Here is an 18,467-nt window from a genome sequence, read left to right as displayed (position 1 = left end):
GGTTGCCCCGTCATTCAGCTCACCGCAATCTGCTGGCGGCTAATCGCATTTTCCAGCATCGTAGGCGTAGCATTTGCGGGGCATCGATATGATCAAGGCATTCATCACTTCGGCGACGGCGGCGGCCCTGCTGGCGGGCGCGGCCGCTCCGGCGATGGCGCGGCCCTATTGGGGCGGCGGCTATCATCACCGTCATGGCGGCGGCGACACCTTCGGCAACATCCTGCTTGGCGCGATCATCGGGGGCGGCGCGATCGCGATCGCGTCCTCGGCCAGCAAGAACAGGCGCGAGCAGATCCCGTCACGGCGTGGCGACGACCAGCGCGACGATCTGCGCGACTCGGGCGAGGATGCCCGCCAGGTAGCGTCGATCTGTACCGACGCGGTCGAGAACATGGCGCGTGGCCCGGTCTCCTCGGTCGACTCGGTCGGCCGCGACGGCCCCGATGGCTGGCGGGTCGACGGCGTGGTTCGTGGCGAACGCGGCGACCGGCACTTCTTCTGCGCGGTGCGCGAAGGCCAGATCGAGACGATCGACATGGGCGACCGGATGGCGGCGCGCTGAGCCCGACCGGACGGCGACAATCGCGAAAAGGCCCGCTCCCGTTTCCGGGGGCGGGCTTTTTCATGCCTGCTCCATCTGGACAGCCGCGCCGCCGCCCTTTATCGGCTCCGCATGACAGCCCAGCTTCCCGCCACCGCCCCGAAGGCCAGCCAGCCGCACGAGTCGATCCTGATCGTCGACTTCGGCAGCCAGGTCACCCAGCTCATCGCGCGCAGGGTCCGCGAGGCCGGCGTCTACAGCGAGATCGCCCCCTTCAACGCCGCCGATGCGGCGTTCGACCGGCTCCAGCCCAAGGGCATCATCCTGTCGGGCGGTCCCGCCTCGGTTGCCGACATGGGCTCGCCCCGCGCGCCGCAGCGCTTCTTCGAAGCGGGCATTCCGATCCTCGGCATCTGCTATGGCCAGCAGACGATGTGCCAGCAGCTCGGCGGATCGGTGACGCCCAGCCACGACAGCCGCGAGTTCGGCCGCGCCTTCATCGAGATCAAGACCCGTTCGGCACTGTTCGACGGCCTCTGGAAGGAGGGCGAGCATCACCAGGTGTGGATGAGCCATGGCGACAAGGTCGACGCGCTGCCGCCCGGCTTCTCGCCGGTCGCGGTGTCGGAAGGCGCGCCTTTCGCCGTCACCTCGGACGAGAAGCGCCGCTTCTACGGCGTGCAGTTCCACCCGGAGGTCGTCCACACCCCCGACGGCGGCAAGCTGATCGCCAATTTCGCGCGCCATGTCTGCGGCCTCACCGGCGACTGGACGATGGCCGAGTTCCGCGCGACCAAGATCGAGGAGATCCGCCAGCAGGTCGGTGATGGTCGGGTGATCTGCGGCCTGTCGGGCGGCGTCGACAGCGCGGTCGCGGCGGTGCTGATCCACGAGGCGATCGGCGACCAGCTCACCTGCGTGTTCGTCGACCACGGCCTGATGCGGATGGGCGAGGCCGATCAGGTGGTCAGCCTGTTCCGCGAACATTATGGCATTCCGCTCGTCCATGTGAACGCCGAGACGCTGTTCCTCAACGGGCTGAAGGGCGTCACCGACCCCGAGGCGAAGCGCAAGTTCATCGGCAAGACCTTCATCGAGGTGTTCGAGGCCGAGGCGAAGAAGGTCGGCGGCGCCGACTTCCTGGCGCAGGGCACGCTCTATCCCGACGTGATCGAGAGCGTCAGCTTCACCGGCGGCCCGTCGGTGACGATCAAGAGCCACCACAATGTCGGGGGCCTGCCCGAGCGAATGAACATGAAGCTCGTCGAGCCGCTGCGCGAGCTGTTCAAGGACGAGGTTCGCGCGCTCGGCCGCGAGCTGGGCCTGCCCGAGATATTCGTCGGCCGCCATCCTTTCCCGGGGCCGGGCCTCGCGATCCGCATCCCGGGCGAGGTGACCAAGGAGCGGTGCGACATCCTGCGCAAGGCCGATGCGGTCTATCTCGACGAGATCCGCCGCGCGGGCCTCTACGACGCGATCTGGCAGGCCTTCGCGGTGCTGCTGCCGGTCCGCTCGGTCGGCGTGATGGGCGACGGCCGCACCTATGACTCGGTCTGTGCGCTGCGCGCCGTCACTTCGACCGACGGCATGACCGCCGACGTCTACCCGTTCGACGCCGCCTTCCTGAGCCGCGTCGCCACCCGCATCGTCAACGAGGTGCAGGGGATCAACCGGGTGACCTACGACTACACCTCCAAGCCGCCCGGCACGATCGAGTGGGAGTAAATCGGAATTAGCGGACGGCCGGGGGCCGTCCGCCCGATTTACTCGGCGCCGCAAGGCGCCGTGGGGAGGAATTAGCGGACGGCCGGGGGCCGTCCGCCCGATTTACTCGGCGCCGCAAGGCGCCGTGGGGAGGAATTAGCGGACGGCCGGGGGCCGTCCGCCCGATTTACTCGGCGCCGCAAGGCGCCGCGGTGAGAAGGCAGAGGGAAGGGAAAGGCGCGCCATATGGGTGACCTGGTTCTGACCACCTTCGATTGGGTTCCCATGCTGCCGCGCGGCTTCGTGCGCGACCTGCGGCCGCGTTGGGCGCTTGAAGAGGCGGGCCTGCCCTATCGCGTCGCCAGCGCGCCATTCGGCGATCGCAACGCCGAGCATCTGGCGCACCAGCCCTTCGGCCAGGTGCCGTGGCTGACCGACGGCGACCTGTCGATCTTCGAGAGTGGCGCGATCCTGCTTCACCTCGGCGAGCGCAGCGGCATGCTGCTGCCCACTGATCCGCGCGGCCGCAGCGAGACGCTGCAATGGCTGTTCGCGGCGCTCAATTCGGTCGAGATGGCGGGCCTGCCCTGGTCCCTGCTCCAATTCTCGGGTGAGACCGGCGACGGGCCGGGATGGAAGCGCATGGACGATTTCCTCACCGTCCGGCTCCAGCGCATGGAGCCGGTGCTCGCCGGGCGCGAATGGCTGGCCGGGCGCTTCTCGATCGCAGACATCGCCATGGCCGACGTGCTGCGCCTGGTCGATCGCTTCGGCGGGCTGGCGGACTATCCCGCCTGCCGCGCCTATGTGGCGCGGGCCGTGGCCCGGCCCGCCTTCATCAAGGCGCATGCCGACCAGATGGCACATTTCGCCGCGGCCGACTGAGCGCGCCGCCGCCGTCGAAGGAAATTCCGACGGGGATGTCGGTTCCCTGACGTCCCGTTCGTCGTTTCGGCGTCAGGCCGGTGAGGCCGGCGCGAACGAGGAGACGGACGATGCGTGTGATGGTTCTGGTGAAGGCCACCGAAGACAGCGAGCAGGGCTTCCGGCCCACCCCCGAGGCGCTCGCGATGTTCGAAGCGATGGGCAAGTTCAACGATGAGCTGGTCAAGGCCGGCATCATGATCTCCGGCGACGGCCTCACCCCCTCTTCGCGCGGCAAGCGCGTTGCGTTCGACGGCCCCGACCGGACCGTCATCGACGGGCCCTTCGCCCATCCCAACGAACTGGTCGCCGGCTTCTGGCTCTGGCAGGTCAAGGACATGGACGAGGCTGTCGCCTGGGTGAAGCGTTGCCCCAATCCCATGATGGGACCGAGCGAGATCGAGATTCGACCGCTATATGAGTTGGAAGACCTGCAATGATCGGTTCTCGGACGGCTGTTGTCGAAATCGGTGGCGGCGACAGCCCATATTCGTCACCTTAGGCGACCGATGGCGTGCGAGGGCCGCCGAGAGGAGATGAAGGCGATGGCGTCGCACTGGTTGGTGAAGTCGGAACCGAACAGCTATTCCTATGCCGATCTCGAACGCGACGGCCGCACCGTCTGGGACGGCGTGCGCAACAATGCCGCCGCGCTGCACCTGAAGGCGATGCAAGAGGGGGACGAGGTCCTGTTCTATCATAGCCAGGAGGGGTTGGCCGTCGTGGGAATCGCGAAGGTGGTGCGCACCGCCTTTCCCGACGCGACCGATCCGGCGGGGCGCTTCGTCGCGGTCGAGCTGGCGCCGGTCCGCGCGCTGGCGAAGCCCGTCACCCTCGCCGCGATGAAGGCGGAACCCGCGCTGGCAGGCATGGCGATGCTGCGGCAGAGCCGGCTGTCGGTGTCCCCGGTCTCCGCCGCCGAATGGGACCAGATCCTGAAGATGGCGGCCTGAGGCCAGCTCAACTCGCCGGAGCGACGACCGTCTCGACCCGGTTCCGGCCGGCTTGCTTGGCTGCATAGAGACCCGTGTCGGCGCGCGCGTAGAGGCGTCCGAAGTCCTCCTCGTCGCACAGCTCGGCTACCCCCATGCTGACCGACACCCCGATCGACTGGCCGTCGACCTTGACCCGGGCGGTGGCGATCGCCTCGCGCAGCCGGTCGGCAAGCATCCGGGCGTCGCTGATCGCGGTATCGGGCATCAGGATAGCGAACTCCTCGCCGCCGATCCGCCCGACGGCGTCGCCGTCGCGCAGATGGTCGAGAAGGAGGATGCCCGCCATCTCCAGCACGGCGTCGCCGCCCGGGTGGCCGTGGCGATCGTTGACCGCCTTGAATTCGTCGAGGTCGAGGATCGCCAGGCAGAGCGGACGCCCGCTGCGCCGTGCCGCGGCGATCTGGTCCTCCGCCAGCGCCAGGAAATGGCGCCGGTTGGCGCAGCCGGTCAGCGGATCGGTCAGCGCCAGATGGCCCAGCCGCTCGTTGGCGGCCCGCAAATCGGCGGTGCGCGAGGCGATCTGGCGTTCGAGGTCGCCTTGGCGACGGCGCAGATAGCGGGTCCGCCACCGGACGATCATCGCGATGCCGAGCAGCAGCAGCACGCCGCCGGCCAGCTTCAGCCACAGCCGCTGATACCAGGCGGGCAGCACCCGGATCGGCAGGGTGCGCTCGCCTTCGGTCCACACACCGGCCCGGTTCGAGCCGCGCAGGCGCAGTACATAATTGCCCGGCGGCAGGTTGGTATAGATGGCGAACCGCCGATTGGCGTCGGTCTCGGTCCAGTCCCGGTCGAAACCGTCGAGGCGATAGGCGTAGCGGTTGCGCTCGGGCGCGGTGAAGTCGAGTGCGGCGAACTCGACCGCCAGGCTGTTGGCGTCGGACGGCACCGTCAGCGGCGCGGAGGAGGTCGCCCGATTGACCTGCGCGACCGGCAGCGCCACCCCGCCGATCCGGAGGTCGGTCACCACCAGCGGCGGTTGCAGCGTCCAGCGGGGCAGCGGGCCGGGCCGGACGATGGTGAGACCGCCCTTCGCGCCGAACAACGCCTCGCCGACCGCGCTGGTCGCCCCGACCCCGGCATAATAGTCGACCAGCGCGGACCCGTCGGCCTGGCGCACGGCGCGGACGGCGAAGCTCGTCGGGTCGATCCGGGCGAGGCCATCGTCGGTACCGGCCCAGATCGTGCCCGATCCGTCCATCTGCAGGCTGTCGACGTTCATGTGCGGCAGGCCCTGCGCCACACCGATCCGGCGGAAGCGCCAGCGGCCGGCGGCGTCGCGGCCGGTCATCATGGCGAGACCGCCGCCGAAGGTGCCTACCCAGAGGCGGTTCCGTCGGTCGATCAGCATCGCCACCACATTCCGACCGGGCAGGCCGCCGCGGTCGGTGGCGTCGAAGGCGATACGGTCGATCGCATGGGTCGCCAGGTCGAGCCGGTAGAGCCCGTTGCGCGTTCCGATCCACAGGTCGTGCCCAAGGCCGCGCCGGATGACGTTGACGCCGTCATCGGTCAGGCGGGCATTGTCCTTTGGCCCGAACAGGACGCGGCCCGGCCGTCCCGCCCGGTCGGGGACCACGCCAAGCAGTCCGTCCTCGTCGCCGCCGACCCAGAGCACGCCGTCGTCGAAGGCCAGCGCCGTAACCGACATCTGCGGGTCGCGGCCCGGCAACGGGACCAGGCGGACGCCGTCGGCGGCGGGACCGCTGTGATAGAGGCCGCGCCGCGTGCCGATATAGACGCCGCCCCATCGATCCTCGGCCAGGGCGAAGACGATGTCGGGTGGAAGGGTGGAGCGATGGCGACTGCCGTCGCCGGGGCGCAGAGCCGCAACGCGACCGACCGCCGGATCGATCACGTCGACACCACCGTCGAGATAGCCCACCCACACCCGGCCGTCGCGGGTCGCCAGCACCGATTGCGGATCGGTCGCGCTGAGCCCGTCGACGCTGTTCTCCGAGGCGAGCATGGCCGATATCAGGCCGGACGTGCGCGGATGGTAGCTGAGCCCGCCCATGCAGCCGACCCACAGCGATCCGGCCCTGTCGCGCAGCAGCGCCCAGACGTCGTCATGGGCGAGGCTGTTCGCCACCGTGCGGTCGTGCCGGATGAAGCGTGGCTGCAGGGTCGCGAGATCGATCGCCACGACCCCGTTGCCGCGCATCCCCACCCATATCTCGCGCGGGCCGGCGGGGCTGATCGCCGATACCGAGCCCGCCGACAGGATCCGACCGTCGCCGACGGGGCGGGGTTCGGCGCCCGGCCGGTCGATCAAAAGCAGCCCGCGTCGCTGGGTCCCGATCCAGAGCCGTCCGTCGCCGTCCTCATGGAGCGCGGTGATGCTGACCGCCTCATGGTCGAGCGCGACGATCGTCCAGCCGGCGGAGCCGGGCGAGCGGCGCAGCAGCCCCCTGGTCGTCCCGACCCACAGCGCCCCGCCGCGATCGCGCAGCAACGCCCGGACCGGGGCGCCGCCGATCGCGATGGGCGTGGTCCGGACCGCCCCATTGGCCGGGTTCAGATGGTGGAGCCCCTGATCGGTTCCGACCCACAGGCCACCCCGGCCGTCATCGGCGATCGCGCCGATATGCGTCCGTCCGCCGCTGGGGCCGAGTGGGACCGGTACGAAGCGGTCGCGAAGCGCGTCGTAACGGGCGAGCCCGCCGGCACCGCCGCCGATCCACAGCGTCCCCGCCGGATCGACGTGCAGGATCTGGACCCAGTCGTCGGGCAGGCTGCCGGCGACCTCCGGATCGGCCTTGTAAGCGCGGAAGCGATAGCCGTCCCAGCGGGTGAGGCCGCCCTGCGTCCCGATCCAGATGAAGCCGTCGCGGTCCTGGGCCAGCGCGGTCGGCACCGGATGCGGCAATCCCTGGTCGCGGCCGTAATTGTGGAAGACGGTGGCGACGAGGTTGGTCCAGCGCGGTGCGGCGCGGAGCGGGTGGGGGGCCGTGAATGCGAGCGCGCACGCAGCCAGGATGCCGGCCGTCATCCTGCCGGATCGAAGGAATCCCTTCCGCGCCTGCCCCCTCAATGTCCGTGCCCCAAATGCTCCGGCTACGACAATAGCAGGCGCTCGGATGGATAATAGTGCCGAAAGGACGAAGTCCGCCGCGCTCAGCGCTTCCGCTTGACGAGCCGCAGGGTCGGCCAGTCGCCGCGGACGATCTGCCCCGCCAGATAGAAGCCCTGCCGGCGATAGGCCCGCGCGACCGCCTCGGCCTGGCTGTCGAGCAGTCCGGCGAGGATGATGGTACCGCCCGGCAGCACCGCGTTGGCGAACACCGGCGCCAGTTCGATCAGCGGGCCGGCCAGGATATTGGCGATCAGCAGGTCGTAGGGCAGCCGGGCCTTGAGCCGGCGATGCGCGAGGCCGGCGGCCACGACCAGCTCGACCTGCCCGCGCCCGCGCCCGATCGGCACGGCGTTCACCGCGGCGTTCTCGGCGGTCACCTCGATCGAGACCGGATCGATGTCCGACGCGATCACCCGGGCGGCGGGCCACAGCGTCCGCGCCGCGAAGGCGAGCAGGCCGGTGCCCGTGCCCACGTCGGCGATGTCGTCGAAGCGCAGGCCGCTGCGCTTCAGCCGGTCGAGCATCATCAGGCAACCGGTGGTCGTCTCGTGATGGCCCGTGCCGAACGCCCGGCCAGCGTCGATCACGAAACCGGTCATGCCCTCGGGCACATGGTCGGCGTTGTGCGGCGTATGGACGAAGAAGCGCCCGGCATGGATCGGCTCGAGCCCCGATTGCGACAGGGTGACCCAGTCCTCCTCCGGGATATGGGTGACGACGGGCTTCACCTTGGCGGCGCTCGGCACCAGCGCGGTAACGGCCGCGATCAGCGCCCTGGTCGGCTTGCCTTCGACATAGGCGTCGAGCTGCCAGTCCTCGGGCTTGTCCGGATCGGGCTCGCTGGTCATCAGCGTCGGCGGCGGATCGAGCAGTGCCAGCTCGGGCGGATCGCCGGCGAGTTGCTCCGCCTCGGCCTTGGTGCAGGGCAGGGTGATCTTCCAGCTTCCCTCGCGCTCGGGAGCGAAGGGGAAGCCGGTGATGCCGTCGCCCTTGGGTTCGGCCTTCTTCCTAGCGGACATAGCTGGCTCCATTGATGTCCAGGACCGCTCCGGTCATGGAAGGCGGTGCTGCGAGCGCGAGAAAGCGGATCGTCTCGGCGACCTCCTCGGGATCGGCGACGCGGCCGAGCGGGATGTCGGCGAGGAGCTTGTCGCCGCCGCGGCTCGCCAGATAGTCGTCCGCCATGCCGGTCATGGTGAAGCCGGGGCAGACGGCGAAGGCGAGGATGCCATCGGCCGCATAGCCCCGCGCGATCGTCTTGGTCATCGCCACCATGCCGGCCTTGGAGGCGGCATAATGCCAGTGCGCCGGGCTGTCGCCGCGATGGGCGGCGCGGCTCGCGACGTTGACGATCCGGCCGCCGCCGTGCCGCCGGAAATGCAGGACGGCGAGGCGGCAGAGTTCCGCCGCGGCGGTCAGGTTGATCTGCATCGTCCGGTTCCACGCCTCGGTCCAGGCGATGTCGGGCGCGTCGATCGATGCCGCTTCGAAGATGCCCGCATTGTTGATCAGCACGTCGATGCGGCCGTCGAGCCGTTCGAGCGCCTGGTCCCAGATCCGACGCGGTGCTGTCGGGTCGGTGAGGTCGGCGGCGACGGTGCCGTCGTCGCCGTCGCTGGAGCGATGGCCGACGATGCGGACATCCTCGTCCGCGAAACGGTCGGCGATGGCCTTGCCGATGCCCCGGCTGGTGCCGGTGGCGAGGATGTTGATGGTCATGCGCGGGGCCTAATGCCTGATCGCGCGGACGGCAACGGTGGTGAGGATCGTCCGCCCGCCAATAGCGTCATCCCGGCGGAGGGATTAAGAGGCCGGGGCAGGAGCCACCCGAGATCCCGGCCTCCGCCGGGATGACGGATAGGGGAAGAAAACGGGACGCGTCAGCGTCCCGCAAGCGCGAACGCGCGCCGAGCTCCGTGCTCGCCAGCGCCCCGCGCTGGCTGCGGCGTCGCTTATGCGAGGAAAGCCAAGGCGGGCGGATGCCTCGCGCCCGGCGCCTGAGGGCCAATCAAACTACGCCGCGATGCGGCTCACAAAGTCTCCGGTGATCGTTTCGAGCTTCGAAAGCTCGCCGTCGACCCGGCGGAAGCCGGCTTCGAGATGATCGATCTCGCCCGCGACATTCTCGGTGTCGGCGCGGATCGCGGAGATGGTGGTCGACATCGAATCGGCGGCGAGCGCGGTCTCGTCGACGGCGGCGGTGATCATCGTGACGGTCTGCGCCTGGGCCTCCATCGTCGTGCGGATGCGCTCGGCCGAGGTCTGGACCTCGCCGACGATATCGCGGATCGCGCCGTTGGCCTCCACCGTCTGGCGGGTCGCGGCCTGGATCGCGGCGATCTTGGCGGCGATGTCGTCGGTCGCACGCGCGGTCTGGCTGGCGAGGCTCTTCACTTCCTGCGCGACCACCGCGAAGCCGCGGCCGGCATCGCCGGCGCGGGCGGCCTCGATCGTCGCGTTGAGCGCCAGCAGGTTGGTCTGCCCGGCGATGTCGCGGATCAGGCCGAGGATCGACTCGATCGCCTGGGCATGGTCCGACAGCACCTCGGAGATCGCCACGGCATGGATCGACCGGTCGGCGGCGCGGGTCGCGATCTGGGCGGCGACCTCGACTTCAGCGCGGCTCTCCTCGATCGCGCGGATCAGGCCGGCGGCGGTGTGGGCGGCCTCGCGCATCGCCAGCGCCGACTGTTCGGCGGCGGCGGCGACCTCGGACGTCTTGCCCAGCATGCCGCGGGCCGATTGCGACGTCTGGCCGGTGCGCTGGCGCAAGCCCCGGGAATCGTCGAGCGCGCGACCCAGCGTTTCGGAGATGTTGGTGCGGAACGCGCGGCCTTCGTCGGCGAGTCCCTGATGCTGCGATGCGCGGTCCTGGACGCCGGCGGCGGTGACGGCCAGGTCGAAATGGAGCGCATGGACCATGGCCAGCGCCTCGCAACTCCGGCCGACGAATTCGGCGTCGTCGGCGCAGCGTCGCGCGATCTCGCCGCACAGCCGCGCGACCGTTTCGGCTGTCTTGCGGGCGATGTCGCCATGGCCACCATCGCGGCCCGCAGGGGTCGCGGCCTGGTCGGCATGGGCGCGCAGGCCGGCGAGCGTCACGCCTTCGGTCAGCAACGCCGTCCACTGGGAGTCGAGCTCCACCTCGCCGATCCGGGCGCCGATCGCCCTGAGTCGCGCGTTGAGGTCCGCCGAACGATCGTAGCGCGCCAGTTTCCGGCTGATTTCCTGATCACTAAGACCGATCGACTCCATGTCCTGACCGTTCATCATGGGTATCTGCGCCTCGCACTCGTTCCGCCAATCGGGGCGATTCATAGGGGGCGTTAGTAAACAGCCCGTTTAGAATGACCGAAATTCGCTGGGTGCGGGGCTCCAAAGCGCCTTGCATGGTGCGGCGCATCGTCTAAGACGGGCGCCGACGACAGAGGGAGGGCATCATGTCGCGCAATCCGGGGCGTCCGCTTTCGCCGCACCTCACTATCTGGAAATGGGGTCCGCACATGGCCGTGTCGATCCTGCACCGGGCGACCGGCGTGGGACTCGCGATCGTGGCAGGTCTGGCTTTCGTCTGGTGGCTGGTGGCGGCCGCGAGCGGGCCCGACGCCTATGCGGCCTTCTACAAGGTCGCCACGTCCTGGTTCGGCTATCTGGTCGCGATCGGGCTGACCTGGTCCTTCTTCCAGCATCTTTTCTCGGGCCTCAGGCACTTCGTGCTCGATATCGGCGCGGGCTATGAACTGAAGGTCAACAAGACGGGATCGATCGCGACGATGGTCGGCTCGGTGCTGGTCACGCTGCTGATCTGGGTTCCGATCCTGCTCTCGCTTTCGAAGGGAGCGAACTGATGGGTAACGGAACCGGAATCGGCCGCGTCCGCGGCCTCGGCTCGGCCAAGCATGGCGCGATGCACTGGTGGCGCCAGCGGGTGACGGCGGCGGGCAACCTGCTGCTCGCGACCTGGTTCGTCGTCTCGCTGTTCCGCCTGCCCAATCTCGGGCACGACGTGGTGGTGCAGTGGATCGGCTCACCGATCGTGGCGGTGCCGCTGATCCTGCTGACCGTTTCGGTCTTCTATCACATGCGGCTGGGGCTACAGGTCGTCCTCGAGGACTATGTCCATGAGGATGCCGGCAAGGTCTTCTCCCTGCTGCTGCTCAACCTCTACACGATCGCGGGCGCCGCGCTGGCGATCTTCTCGATCCTCAAGATCGCATTCGGGGGAGTGCCCGCCTGATGTCCGAGGCATATAAGATCGTCGACCACCTCTATGACGCGGTGGTCGTGGGCGCGGGTGGCTCCGGCCTCCGCGCGACCATGGGCGCGGCGGGCGCGGGCCTCAAGACGGCCTGCATCACCAAGGTATTCCCGACCCGCAGCCACACCGTCGCGGCGCAGGGCGGCATCGCCGCCTCGCTGGGCAATATGGGCCCGGACCATTGGACCTGGCACATGTACGACACCGTCAAGGGGTCGGACTGGCTGGGCGACCAGGATGCCATCGAATATATGGTGCGCGAGGCCCCGGCCGCGGTGATCGAGCTCGAACATGCGGGCGTGCCGTTCAGCCGCACCGAAGAGGGCAAGATCTATCAGCGTCCGTTCGGCGGCCATATGCAGAACATGGGCGCCGGTCCGCCTGTGCAGCGCACCTGCGCCGCTGCGGACCGCACCGGCCACGCGATGCTTCACGCGCTCTACCAACAGAGCCTGAAGTATGACGCCGACTTCTACATCGAATATTTCGCGCTCGACCTGATCATGGAGAATGGCGAGTGCAAGGGCGTGATCGCGCTCTGCATGGAGGACGGTTCGATCCATCGCTTCCGCAGCCATGCGGTCGTGCTGGCGACGGGCGGTTCGGGCCGCACCTATTTCTCCGCGACTTCGGCGCACACCTGCACCGGCGACGGCGGCGGCATGGTGCTGCGCGCCGGCCTGCCGCTCCAGGACATGGAGTTCGTGCAGTTCCACCCGACCGGCATCTACGGTGCGGGCGTGCTGATCACCGAAGGCGCGCGCGGCGAGGGCGGCTATCTCACCAATGCGCAGGGCGAGCGCTTCATGGAGCGCTATGCCCCGTCGGCGAAGGACCTCGCCAGCCGCGACGTCGTGTCGCGCTCGATGGCGATGGAGATGCGCGAGGGTCGCGGCGTCGGCAAGAACGGCGACTATATCTACCTGCACCTCGATCATATCGATCCCAAGGTGCTGGCGGAACGGCTGCCCGGCATCACCGAGACCGGCAAGATCTTCGCCGGCGTCGACCTGACCCGCCAGCCGCTGCCGGTGACGCCGACCGTCCACTACAATATGGGCGGCGTCCCCTGTAACTATCATGGCGAGGTCGTGACCCTGAAGGACGGCAACCCCGACGCGGTCGTCCCCGGCCTGTTCGCGGTGGGCGAGGCGGCCTGCGTGTCGGTCCACGGCGCCAACCGGCTTGGGTCCAACTCGCTGATCGACCTCGTCGTGTTCGGCCGCGCGACCGGTTTCCGCCTGGCGGAGCTGATCAAGCCGAACAGCAAGCACGGCGCGATCAACAAGGAAGCCGACGAGAAGGCTCTTGGCCGTCTCGACCATTACCGCAACGCCAAGGGCGGCACCCCGACCGCGCAGATCCGCCTCGACATGCAGCATACGATGCAGAAGCACTGCGCCGTGTTCCGCGACTCCGAGTTGCTGCGCGAAGGGCAGGAGAAGATCGACAAGGTCTATGCCCGCCTGCAGGACATCGGCATCACCGACCGGTCGCTGATCTTCAACACCGATCTGGTCGAGACGCTCGAGCTCGACAACATGCTGCCGCAGGCGGTGGTGACGATGCATTCGGCCGCGAACCGCAAGGAAAGCCGCGGCGCGCACATGCACGAGGATTATCCGGATCGCGACGACGCGAACTGGATGAAGCACACCATCACCTGGTTCGAAAAGGGCGCGGTGACGATCGATTATCGCCCGGTGCACGATTATACGCTCACCGACGAGGTCGAATATATCAAGCCGAAGGCGCGCGTCTACTGAACGCGCCCATCGGGAACGGTTCGGGAAAGGGGGCTCCGGCCCCCTTTTCTTTTGCGCCTGTTACCGATCGCCGGACGCCGGTTTTTCATCATCTCGCCGCAATTCCCGCTTAGGGGGCCGCCCTCATGAAGAAAGCCATCATCCTTTCGGCCGGGCAGGGCTCGCGGCTGCTGCCGCTGACGGCCGACCAGCCCAAATGCCTCATCGATTTCGCCGGCAAGAGCCTGATCGCATGGCAGATCGATGCGCTCGCCGCCAACGGCATCACCGAGATCGCGGTCGTCACCGGCTTCCGCGACGAGAAGCTGGCAGCGGCGCTGGCCGCGATCGACCAGCCGGGCGTCACCATCCGCACGCGCTTCAACCCCTTCTACAAGGTCGCCGACAACCTCGGCTCCTGTTGGATCGTTCGCGAGGAGATGGACCAGGACTTCATCATCCTCAACGGCGACACGCTCGTCTCGCCCGACATCGTCGGCCGGCTGATCGCCGGCGCTACCGCGCCGATCACCGTGACGATCGACGTCAAGGACAGCTACGACCTCGACGACATGAAGGTGCAGCGCGACGGCGACAGGCTGCTCCAGATCGGCAAGCGGCTCGAGCCGCACGAGACCAATGCCGAGTCGATCGGCATGCTCGCCTTCAAGGGCGACGGCTCCCGCATCTTCCGCGACCAGGTCGAGGCGATGATGCGGACGCCCGAGGGCGTGCTCAACTGGTATCTCAAGGCGATCCACGCGCTCGCGCCGACCGGCGTCGTCGGCACCGTGTCGATCGAAGGCCTGCCCTGGGCCGAGGTCGATTTCCCCGAGGACCTGCCGATCGCGCGAGCACTGACCGAAGGCTGGGCGCGAGGCGAAGTTTGATACGCGTTTCGCGTCGTCTCAATTCTGAATGAAATTGAACCGTTCGTCCCGAAGTCGAGGGACGTTCGCTCTCGGAAGGTGCCTCGACTTCAGCCGAAGGCTGAAGTTCGTCCCGGGCGCCTGCCTTGCAGGCGGTCGAAGGGCTCGACACGAACCGACTTTGCTTGGTCTGGAATGGGGGCTCAGTCCTTCTCCGGCCGCGAATAGTTCGGCGGATCGCTGGCGGGGAAGGATTCGTCCGAGCTTTCGTCGACGACGTCCCAGCTCTTGCCGTCCTCGTCGCGTATCGCCTCGGGGCCTGCGTCGCGAACCGGATTGGGCGCGCCGTTGCGGATCTGCTCCTGTGCCGGGCTGCCATCGGCGAGGGCCGCGCCGCTTCGTCCGTCGGCCATCAGCCCCTTGAGCCAGCCGACCAGCGCCGCGATCTGCTCGTCCGACAGCGCGACGGCCTGGCCCAGCGCGGGCGGACCCGGCCAGCCGGCGTCGGTGATCGACAGACCGTCGCGTTCGCGCTCGCCCTCATGGCGCGGGATGACGTGGAAATGGACGTGCGGGTCGACCATCATCAGCATCAGATAGTTGAGCTTGCGGTAATCGACGGCGCGTTTCAGCAGCGCCTCGATCTCCGCCGTGACCGTCTTCAGCTCGGCATGGGCCTCGGCCGGCAGCTCCCCGAACGCGGTGGCGTCCGACTTTGCGGCCAGGACGAGCGATCCGAGCGTCGGCTGGGCCGGACGCAGCAGGAGGACCCAATGGCGATAATCGTGGACCAGCGTCGCCGGCCAGCCGAATTTCTCGATCGTCGCGTTCGCCATCGGACCCTCCGTCGTGTCACACCGTCAGCCAGGACCGGATCTTTACCCCGCGCCTGCGCCGCCGCAGCGCCTGGACCAGCCGGACCGCATGGAACAGGCAGGATAGCACGGTCCACACCGCTACGGCGATCAGGCCGATGTCGGGCCGTCCGAACAGCGTGGCGACGAACAGGATCACCATGTTCGGGTTGCGCCGCGCGGTGATCAGGCGGAAGTCGCTGTCGATCTTCTCCCAGACATGGATGTGCATGCCGTTGAAGCGGCGGATGAACGCGCCTTCGATCGCTCGCTGGACGACATAGCCGCCGACGATCGCGATCATCACCAGCGTGAACTCGAGATGGGTGTAGGCCAATCCCCAATGCGACAGGCCGACGCCCCAGGCCCACCACCAGAAGGGTGGATGGATCAGGTCGACGCCATGGTCGAAGACGTTGCCCCACTCGCTGGAGGTGATGGTGCAGCGGGCGAGCTTGCCGTCGACGGTGTCGAGCACCATGAAGACCAGCCCCGCCGCCATGCCCCAGCCATATTCGCCGATCCAGAACAGCCAGGTGGCGAGCAGGCACAAGGCAGCGCCGATCGCGGTCACCTGGTTGGGCGACATGCCGATCTTCGCCGCGATCCGCGTCAGCACCAGCGCCCATTCGGGCCACAGATATTTGGTGAGGATGTCGGTGACGCCCTTGTAGGCGCCGAAATAGGTCTTGCGCTCGATCGCCTTGACGGTGCCAGGATCGAGCCTCGCGATCACCGGTTCCTCGCGCTTGCGCAGTGCGGCGTTGTAGAAGGTCCGGTTGTCCTCGACCCGTACTTCGGTAAGGCCCTCGGGAAAGCCGTTGCCCGTGTCCGAAGGAAGATGTGCGATCACCTTCTCGCCATCGAGGGTGAGGACCTGGCCCGGCCGGTCGAGCATGAATTTCAGCCAGGCGGGTTCGAACACATGGCTGGCCGCGACCAGCAGGACGGGGCCGTTGCCGTCTTCCCGGTAGCGCAGCTTCTGGGCGGCGGCCATCCGCCGCAGACGCTCGGTGCTGGACATGCCCCAAATCGGCGTCGGGTTGGTTCCGATCGATCGGACGCCGGGTACACTACTGATGTTCATGATCACCATATGAGAGTTGACGTCGGCGTTCCTTGCCGACGCGGCCTTGGGCTGGCAAGGCACGATGATGATCAATTCGGCTTTTACCGTGATCCTCCTGGCCGGGCAGCGGCCCGGCGTCGATCCGCTGGCGGAGCATTTCGGCGAGCCGTTCAAGGCGCTGATCGACGTGGCGGGCCAGCCGATGCTCGCCTGGGTCGCCAGCACGCTTGCCGCGCGCCCGGACGTGAAGCGCATCGTCATCCTTGCCCAGCAGGGCGACGCGCTGCTCGACCATCCCGGCACCCGGTGGCTGCGCGACGAGGCGCGGGTGACGGTGCGCGACAGCGGCGCTTCGATCGTCGAGGCGATCGCCGGCACGCTGCGGTCGATGCCGCAGGCCTATCCCTTCCTGCTGACCACCGCCGACAACGTCCTGCTCGACGATGCGATGATCGACCGGTTCAAGGTGGGCGCCGATGGCGCCGACATCGCCGTCGCGCTGGTCGAGCGGAAGGTGCTGGAGGCGGCCTATCCCGGCAATCGCCGCACCTGGCTGCCGTTTCGCGGCGGCGCCTATTCGGGCGCCAACCTGTTCTGGCTCGGCAGCCCGGAGGCGCTGAAGGTGCTCGCCATCTGGCGGCGGGTCGAGCAGCAGCGCAAGAAGGCGCGCGCCGTGCTCGGCGCCTTCGGCATCGGCCTTTCGCTGATGATCGCGCTCAGGATGCTGACCCTCGGCGGGGCGGTCGCGCGGGTGGGACGGCGGCTGGGTCTGATCGCGAAGGCGGTGCTGCTGCCCTATGCCGAGGCCTGCATCGACGTGGACAAGCCTGCGGACCATGCGATGGTCGAAGCGATCCTGCGGGCGCGGGCGTCCCAGCCCGATCCGGAGCTATAGCAGCCGCAGTCTCCGCGCCGTCTTGCCGAGCGCCAGCTTGTCGTCATGGCTGAGGCCGAAGCGGCCCGAGACCCAGATGCCGGCGACCAGCAGCACCGCGCCGATAGCGATGCGGGCGACGTGGTGGAGCGGCCAGAGCAGCTCGGAGAAGAGGAAGATCATCGCGCCGACCGCTGCCGCCACCGCCGCCGCGCGCGCGAAGGGGGGGGCGAAGGGGTGGAGGCGCTGGTGGTGCCAGAGCTGGACCATCGGGGTCAGCACCGACACCGCGATGCCCGCCGACACGGCGATCGCCATGCCGTCCATCCCGCCTTGCGGCAGCAGCAGCGCGCCGAGCGCCAGCGACACGGCCAAGCCGATCGCGCTGCCGACCAGCGGGTGGTGATAGCGGCTGATCACCGACTGGATCGCCGAGGCCTGGCCCGCCACCGCCTCGATCAGCCGGGTGAAGGTGAGCAGCGCGAGCGCCAGATAGGCGGCCTGAGCGCCGCTGCCGAACAGCGCGAGCAGCGCCCGGCCGCCGCCGGCGATGGTGCAGACCACCGGCGTCGCGACGACGATGGTGAGGCGGGTGGCGAAGCCGTAGATCTCGGCGACGTGGCGGATATCGTGGCGCACCGCCTCGGAGGCGAGCGGCGCCATGACATAGGAGAAGGCCTGGCGGATGAGCTGGACGCCGCTGGCGATCTTGCGCGCGATCGCGAACAGGCCGGCGGCGCTCGCCCCGGCGGCGCCCGGAATGATCAGGTTGAGGATCAGCGGCGGGGCGTCGCTGAACAGCCGGTTGACGATGTTCGACGGCAGTACGGAGATGCCGGCATAGAAGGTCCTCGCCCGCATCGAAGGGCCGGCGCCGCGCAGCACGAGATCGAGCCGGTAGTAGCGGGCGAGCAGCCGTGTCGAGAAGACGCAGGTAATCGCCAGCGAGCAGAGATGCGCGATCAGCAGGCCGAGCGTGCCGGCGCCGAGCGCCGCGAGCAGCGTCGCGGCGATCATGCGGAGGATCTGTTCCCACATCACCCGGAGGCGGATCTCCGGCCCGAACGCCTTGCGCGCACGCAACGCCGAGGTCGCGATCTCGACATAGGCCCAGAAGGGCAGGGCCCAGGCGAAGATCGCGATGCCGGTCGCCAGCTTGTCGCGATCCTTGGCGGCGACGTTGACCACCTCGGCGATCCAGTGCGCGCCGAGGCTGGCGAGCAGCGCGATGAGGATGCAGGGCGCCAATCCCAGCAGCATCGCCTGGCGCAGTGCGGCGGCGCGCTCGGCATCGTCTCGCGCCTGCGGCACGACGCGCTGCAGCGCACTGGTCATCCCCATGTCGGCGATGTTCTCGATCAGGTTCACCGCCGACCAGAGCACCATGTAGAGGCCATAGGTCGGCAGGCCGAACAGCCAGACGTAGAGCGGCTGGGAGACGATCTCGATGACGCCGCCGGCCCGTGCCAGCAGCGCGGTGCCCGCGCCCTTGGCGACCTGGCGCGATCCGGGCGGAAGCTCGGGAGGGGCGGCGGACGACATGCGCCTGCTTTAG

The 18,467-nt window shown here is 68.5% G+C and carries 16 protein-coding genes and 1 pseudogene; 10 read left to right on the top strand and 7 right to left on the bottom strand.

Features of this window, described 5'->3' with window-relative positions; all coding sequences use genetic code 11:
* The first annotated feature begins 88 nt into the window (after positions 1–88).
* The 5 genes from B5X82_RS08980 to B5X82_RS08960 all read left to right on the top strand — a co-directional run bounded on the left by B5X82_RS08980 (position 89) and on the right by B5X82_RS08960 (position 4,125).
* The gene (locus tag B5X82_RS08980) at positions 89–565 is read left to right on the top strand and encodes a hypothetical protein (RefSeq protein WP_079647917.1); all 477 of its coding nucleotides are present in this window, start codon (positions 89–91) and stop codon (positions 563–565) included.
* Between the two features lie 111 nt (positions 566–676).
* Complete coding sequence (gene guaA / locus B5X82_RS08975; protein WP_079647811.1) at positions 677–2,269, top strand: glutamine-hydrolyzing GMP synthase; 1,593 nt, start codon at positions 677–679, stop codon at positions 2,267–2,269.
* Between the two features lie 225 nt (positions 2,270–2,494).
* Positions 2,495–3,133: a glutathione S-transferase family protein gene (locus B5X82_RS08970; RefSeq protein ID WP_079647810.1), complete on the top strand. Its 639-nt coding sequence runs from the start codon at positions 2,495–2,497 to the stop codon at positions 3,131–3,133.
* A 110-nt stretch (positions 3,134–3,243) separates the two neighbouring features.
* Positions 3,244–3,612: a YciI family protein gene (locus tag B5X82_RS08965; protein ID WP_079647809.1), complete on the top strand. Its 369-nt coding sequence runs from the start codon at positions 3,244–3,246 to the stop codon at positions 3,610–3,612.
* A gap of 69 nt (positions 3,613–3,681) precedes the next feature.
* Positions 3,682–4,125, top strand: a complete 444-nt coding sequence (locus B5X82_RS08960; RefSeq protein ID WP_079647808.1) for an EVE domain-containing protein — start codon at positions 3,682–3,684, stop codon at positions 4,123–4,125.
* 7 nt (positions 4,126–4,132) lie between these two features.
* Here the strand turns inward: B5X82_RS08960 and B5X82_RS08955 are convergent, their stop codons facing one another.
* The 4 genes from B5X82_RS08955 to B5X82_RS08940 form a co-directional block, all read right to left on the bottom strand.
* Complete coding sequence (locus B5X82_RS08955; protein ID WP_235862639.1) at positions 4,133–7,159, bottom strand: ligand-binding sensor domain-containing diguanylate cyclase; 3,027 nt, start codon at positions 7,157–7,159, stop codon at positions 4,133–4,135.
* Between the two features lie 125 nt (positions 7,160–7,284).
* Positions 7,285–8,262 carry a 50S ribosomal protein L11 methyltransferase gene (locus B5X82_RS08950; RefSeq protein WP_079647807.1) on the bottom strand — a complete coding sequence of 326 codons (978 nt, stop codon included), beginning with the start codon at positions 8,260–8,262 and terminating at the stop codon, positions 7,285–7,287.
* A complete protein-coding gene (locus B5X82_RS08945; protein ID WP_079647806.1) occupies positions 8,252–8,962 on the bottom strand; it encodes an SDR family NAD(P)-dependent oxidoreductase in 711 nt (236 codons plus the stop codon). Before B5X82_RS08945 ends, B5X82_RS08950 begins: the two co-directional genes overlap by 11 nt.
* A gap of 294 nt (positions 8,963–9,256) precedes the next feature.
* A complete protein-coding gene (locus B5X82_RS08940) occupies positions 9,257–10,516 on the bottom strand; it encodes a methyl-accepting chemotaxis protein (RefSeq protein WP_079647805.1) in 1,260 nt (419 codons plus the stop codon).
* Between the two features lie 167 nt (positions 10,517–10,683).
* Here B5X82_RS08940 and sdhC point away from each other — a divergent pair, with 167 nt between their 5' ends.
* From sdhC to B5X82_RS08920, 4 genes are all read left to right on the top strand, one after another.
* Positions 10,684–11,091, top strand: a complete 408-nt coding sequence (gene sdhC, locus B5X82_RS08935; RefSeq protein WP_079647804.1) for a succinate dehydrogenase, cytochrome b556 subunit — start codon at positions 10,684–10,686, stop codon at positions 11,089–11,091.
* Positions 11,091–11,480 carry a succinate dehydrogenase, hydrophobic membrane anchor protein gene (gene sdhD / locus B5X82_RS08930; RefSeq protein ID WP_079647803.1) on the top strand — a complete coding sequence of 130 codons (390 nt, stop codon included), beginning with the start codon at positions 11,091–11,093 and terminating at the stop codon, positions 11,478–11,480. Before sdhC ends, sdhD begins: the two co-directional genes overlap by 1 nt.
* The gene (gene sdhA, locus B5X82_RS08925) at positions 11,480–13,267 is read left to right on the top strand and encodes a succinate dehydrogenase flavoprotein subunit (protein WP_079647802.1); all 1,788 of its coding nucleotides are present in this window, start codon (positions 11,480–11,482) and stop codon (positions 13,265–13,267) included. The genes sdhD and sdhA overlap by 1 nt, the downstream gene beginning before the upstream one ends.
* Positions 13,268–13,392: 125 nt before the next feature.
* On the top strand, positions 13,393–14,136 hold the full coding sequence (locus B5X82_RS08920) for a phosphocholine cytidylyltransferase family protein (protein WP_079647801.1): 744 nt from the start codon (positions 13,393–13,395) through the stop codon (positions 14,134–14,136).
* Positions 14,137–14,522: 386 nt separating this feature from the next.
* Here the strand turns inward: B5X82_RS08920 and B5X82_RS08915 are convergent.
* Positions 14,523–14,951: pseudogene (locus tag B5X82_RS08915) on the bottom strand (HIT family protein); the annotation flags it as partial.
* Positions 14,952–14,967: 16 nt separating this feature from the next.
* Positions 14,968–16,299, bottom strand: a complete 1,332-nt coding sequence (locus B5X82_RS08910; protein ID WP_079647799.1) for a CDP-alcohol phosphatidyltransferase family protein — start codon at positions 16,297–16,299, stop codon at positions 14,968–14,970.
* Here B5X82_RS08910 and B5X82_RS08905 point away from each other — a divergent pair.
* Positions 16,241–16,933, top strand: a complete 693-nt coding sequence (locus tag B5X82_RS08905; RefSeq protein WP_079647798.1) for an NTP transferase domain-containing protein — start codon at positions 16,241–16,243, stop codon at positions 16,931–16,933. The two genes, B5X82_RS08910 and B5X82_RS08905, sit on opposite strands and share 59 nt — an antisense overlap.
* Here the strand turns inward: B5X82_RS08905 and B5X82_RS08900 are convergent.
* The gene (locus B5X82_RS08900) at positions 16,928–18,454 is read right to left on the bottom strand and encodes a lipopolysaccharide biosynthesis protein (protein ID WP_079647797.1); all 1,527 of its coding nucleotides are present in this window, start codon (positions 18,452–18,454) and stop codon (positions 16,928–16,930) included. The genes B5X82_RS08905 and B5X82_RS08900 overlap by 6 nt on opposite strands.
* Positions 18,455–18,467: the final 13 nt, after the last annotated feature.

Origin of the sequence: Rhizorhabdus histidinilytica (assembly GCF_900167915.1) — a bacterium.
Taxonomy (GTDB): Bacteria; Pseudomonadota; Alphaproteobacteria; order Sphingomonadales; family Sphingomonadaceae; genus Rhizorhabdus; species Rhizorhabdus histidinilytica.
This window is presented reverse-complemented; position numbering and strand designations above follow the sequence as displayed.

What these genes read in the sequence shown, in the direction of transcription:
- B5X82_RS08980 (WP_079647917.1), top strand. Translation starts at nt 89, where the DNA reads ATGATCAAGGCATTCATCACTTCGGCGACGGCGGCGGCCCTGCTGGCG.
- guaA (WP_079647811.1), top strand. Translation starts at nt 677, where the DNA reads ATGACAGCCCAGCTTCCCGCCACCGCCCCGAAGGCCAGCCAGCCGCAC.
- B5X82_RS08970 (WP_079647810.1), top strand. Translation starts at nt 2,495, where the DNA reads ATGGGTGACCTGGTTCTGACCACCTTCGATTGGGTTCCCATGCTGCCG.
- B5X82_RS08965 (WP_079647809.1), top strand. Translation starts at nt 3,244, where the DNA reads ATGCGTGTGATGGTTCTGGTGAAGGCCACCGAAGACAGCGAGCAGGGC.
- B5X82_RS08960 (WP_079647808.1), top strand. Translation starts at nt 3,682, where the DNA reads ATGGCGTGCGAGGGCCGCCGAGAGGAGATGAAGGCGATGGCGTCGCAC.
- B5X82_RS08955 (WP_235862639.1), bottom strand. Translation starts at nt 7,159, where the DNA reads ATGACGGCCGGCATCCTGGCTGCGTGCGCGCTCGCATTCACGGCCCCC.
- B5X82_RS08950 (WP_079647807.1), bottom strand. Translation starts at nt 8,262, where the DNA reads ATGTCCGCTAGGAAGAAGGCCGAACCCAAGGGCGACGGCATCACCGGC.
- B5X82_RS08945 (WP_079647806.1), bottom strand. Translation starts at nt 8,962, where the DNA reads ATGACCATCAACATCCTCGCCACCGGCACCAGCCGGGGCATCGGCAAG.
- B5X82_RS08940 (WP_079647805.1), bottom strand. Translation starts at nt 10,516, where the DNA reads ATGATGAACGGTCAGGACATGGAGTCGATCGGTCTTAGTGATCAGGAA.
- sdhC (WP_079647804.1), top strand. Translation starts at nt 10,684, where the DNA reads ATGTCGCGCAATCCGGGGCGTCCGCTTTCGCCGCACCTCACTATCTGG.
- sdhD (WP_079647803.1), top strand. Translation starts at nt 11,091, where the DNA reads ATGGGTAACGGAACCGGAATCGGCCGCGTCCGCGGCCTCGGCTCGGCC.
- sdhA (WP_079647802.1), top strand. Translation starts at nt 11,480, where the DNA reads ATGTCCGAGGCATATAAGATCGTCGACCACCTCTATGACGCGGTGGTC.
- B5X82_RS08920 (WP_079647801.1), top strand. Translation starts at nt 13,393, where the DNA reads ATGAAGAAAGCCATCATCCTTTCGGCCGGGCAGGGCTCGCGGCTGCTG.
- B5X82_RS08905 (WP_079647798.1), top strand. Translation starts at nt 16,241, where the DNA reads ATGCTCGCCTGGGTCGCCAGCACGCTTGCCGCGCGCCCGGACGTGAAG.
- B5X82_RS08910 (WP_079647799.1), bottom strand. Translation starts at nt 16,299, where the DNA reads ATGACGATGCGCTTCACGTCCGGGCGCGCGGCAAGCGTGCTGGCGACC.
- B5X82_RS08900 (WP_079647797.1), bottom strand. Translation starts at nt 18,454, where the DNA reads ATGTCGTCCGCCGCCCCTCCCGAGCTTCCGCCCGGATCGCGCCAGGTC.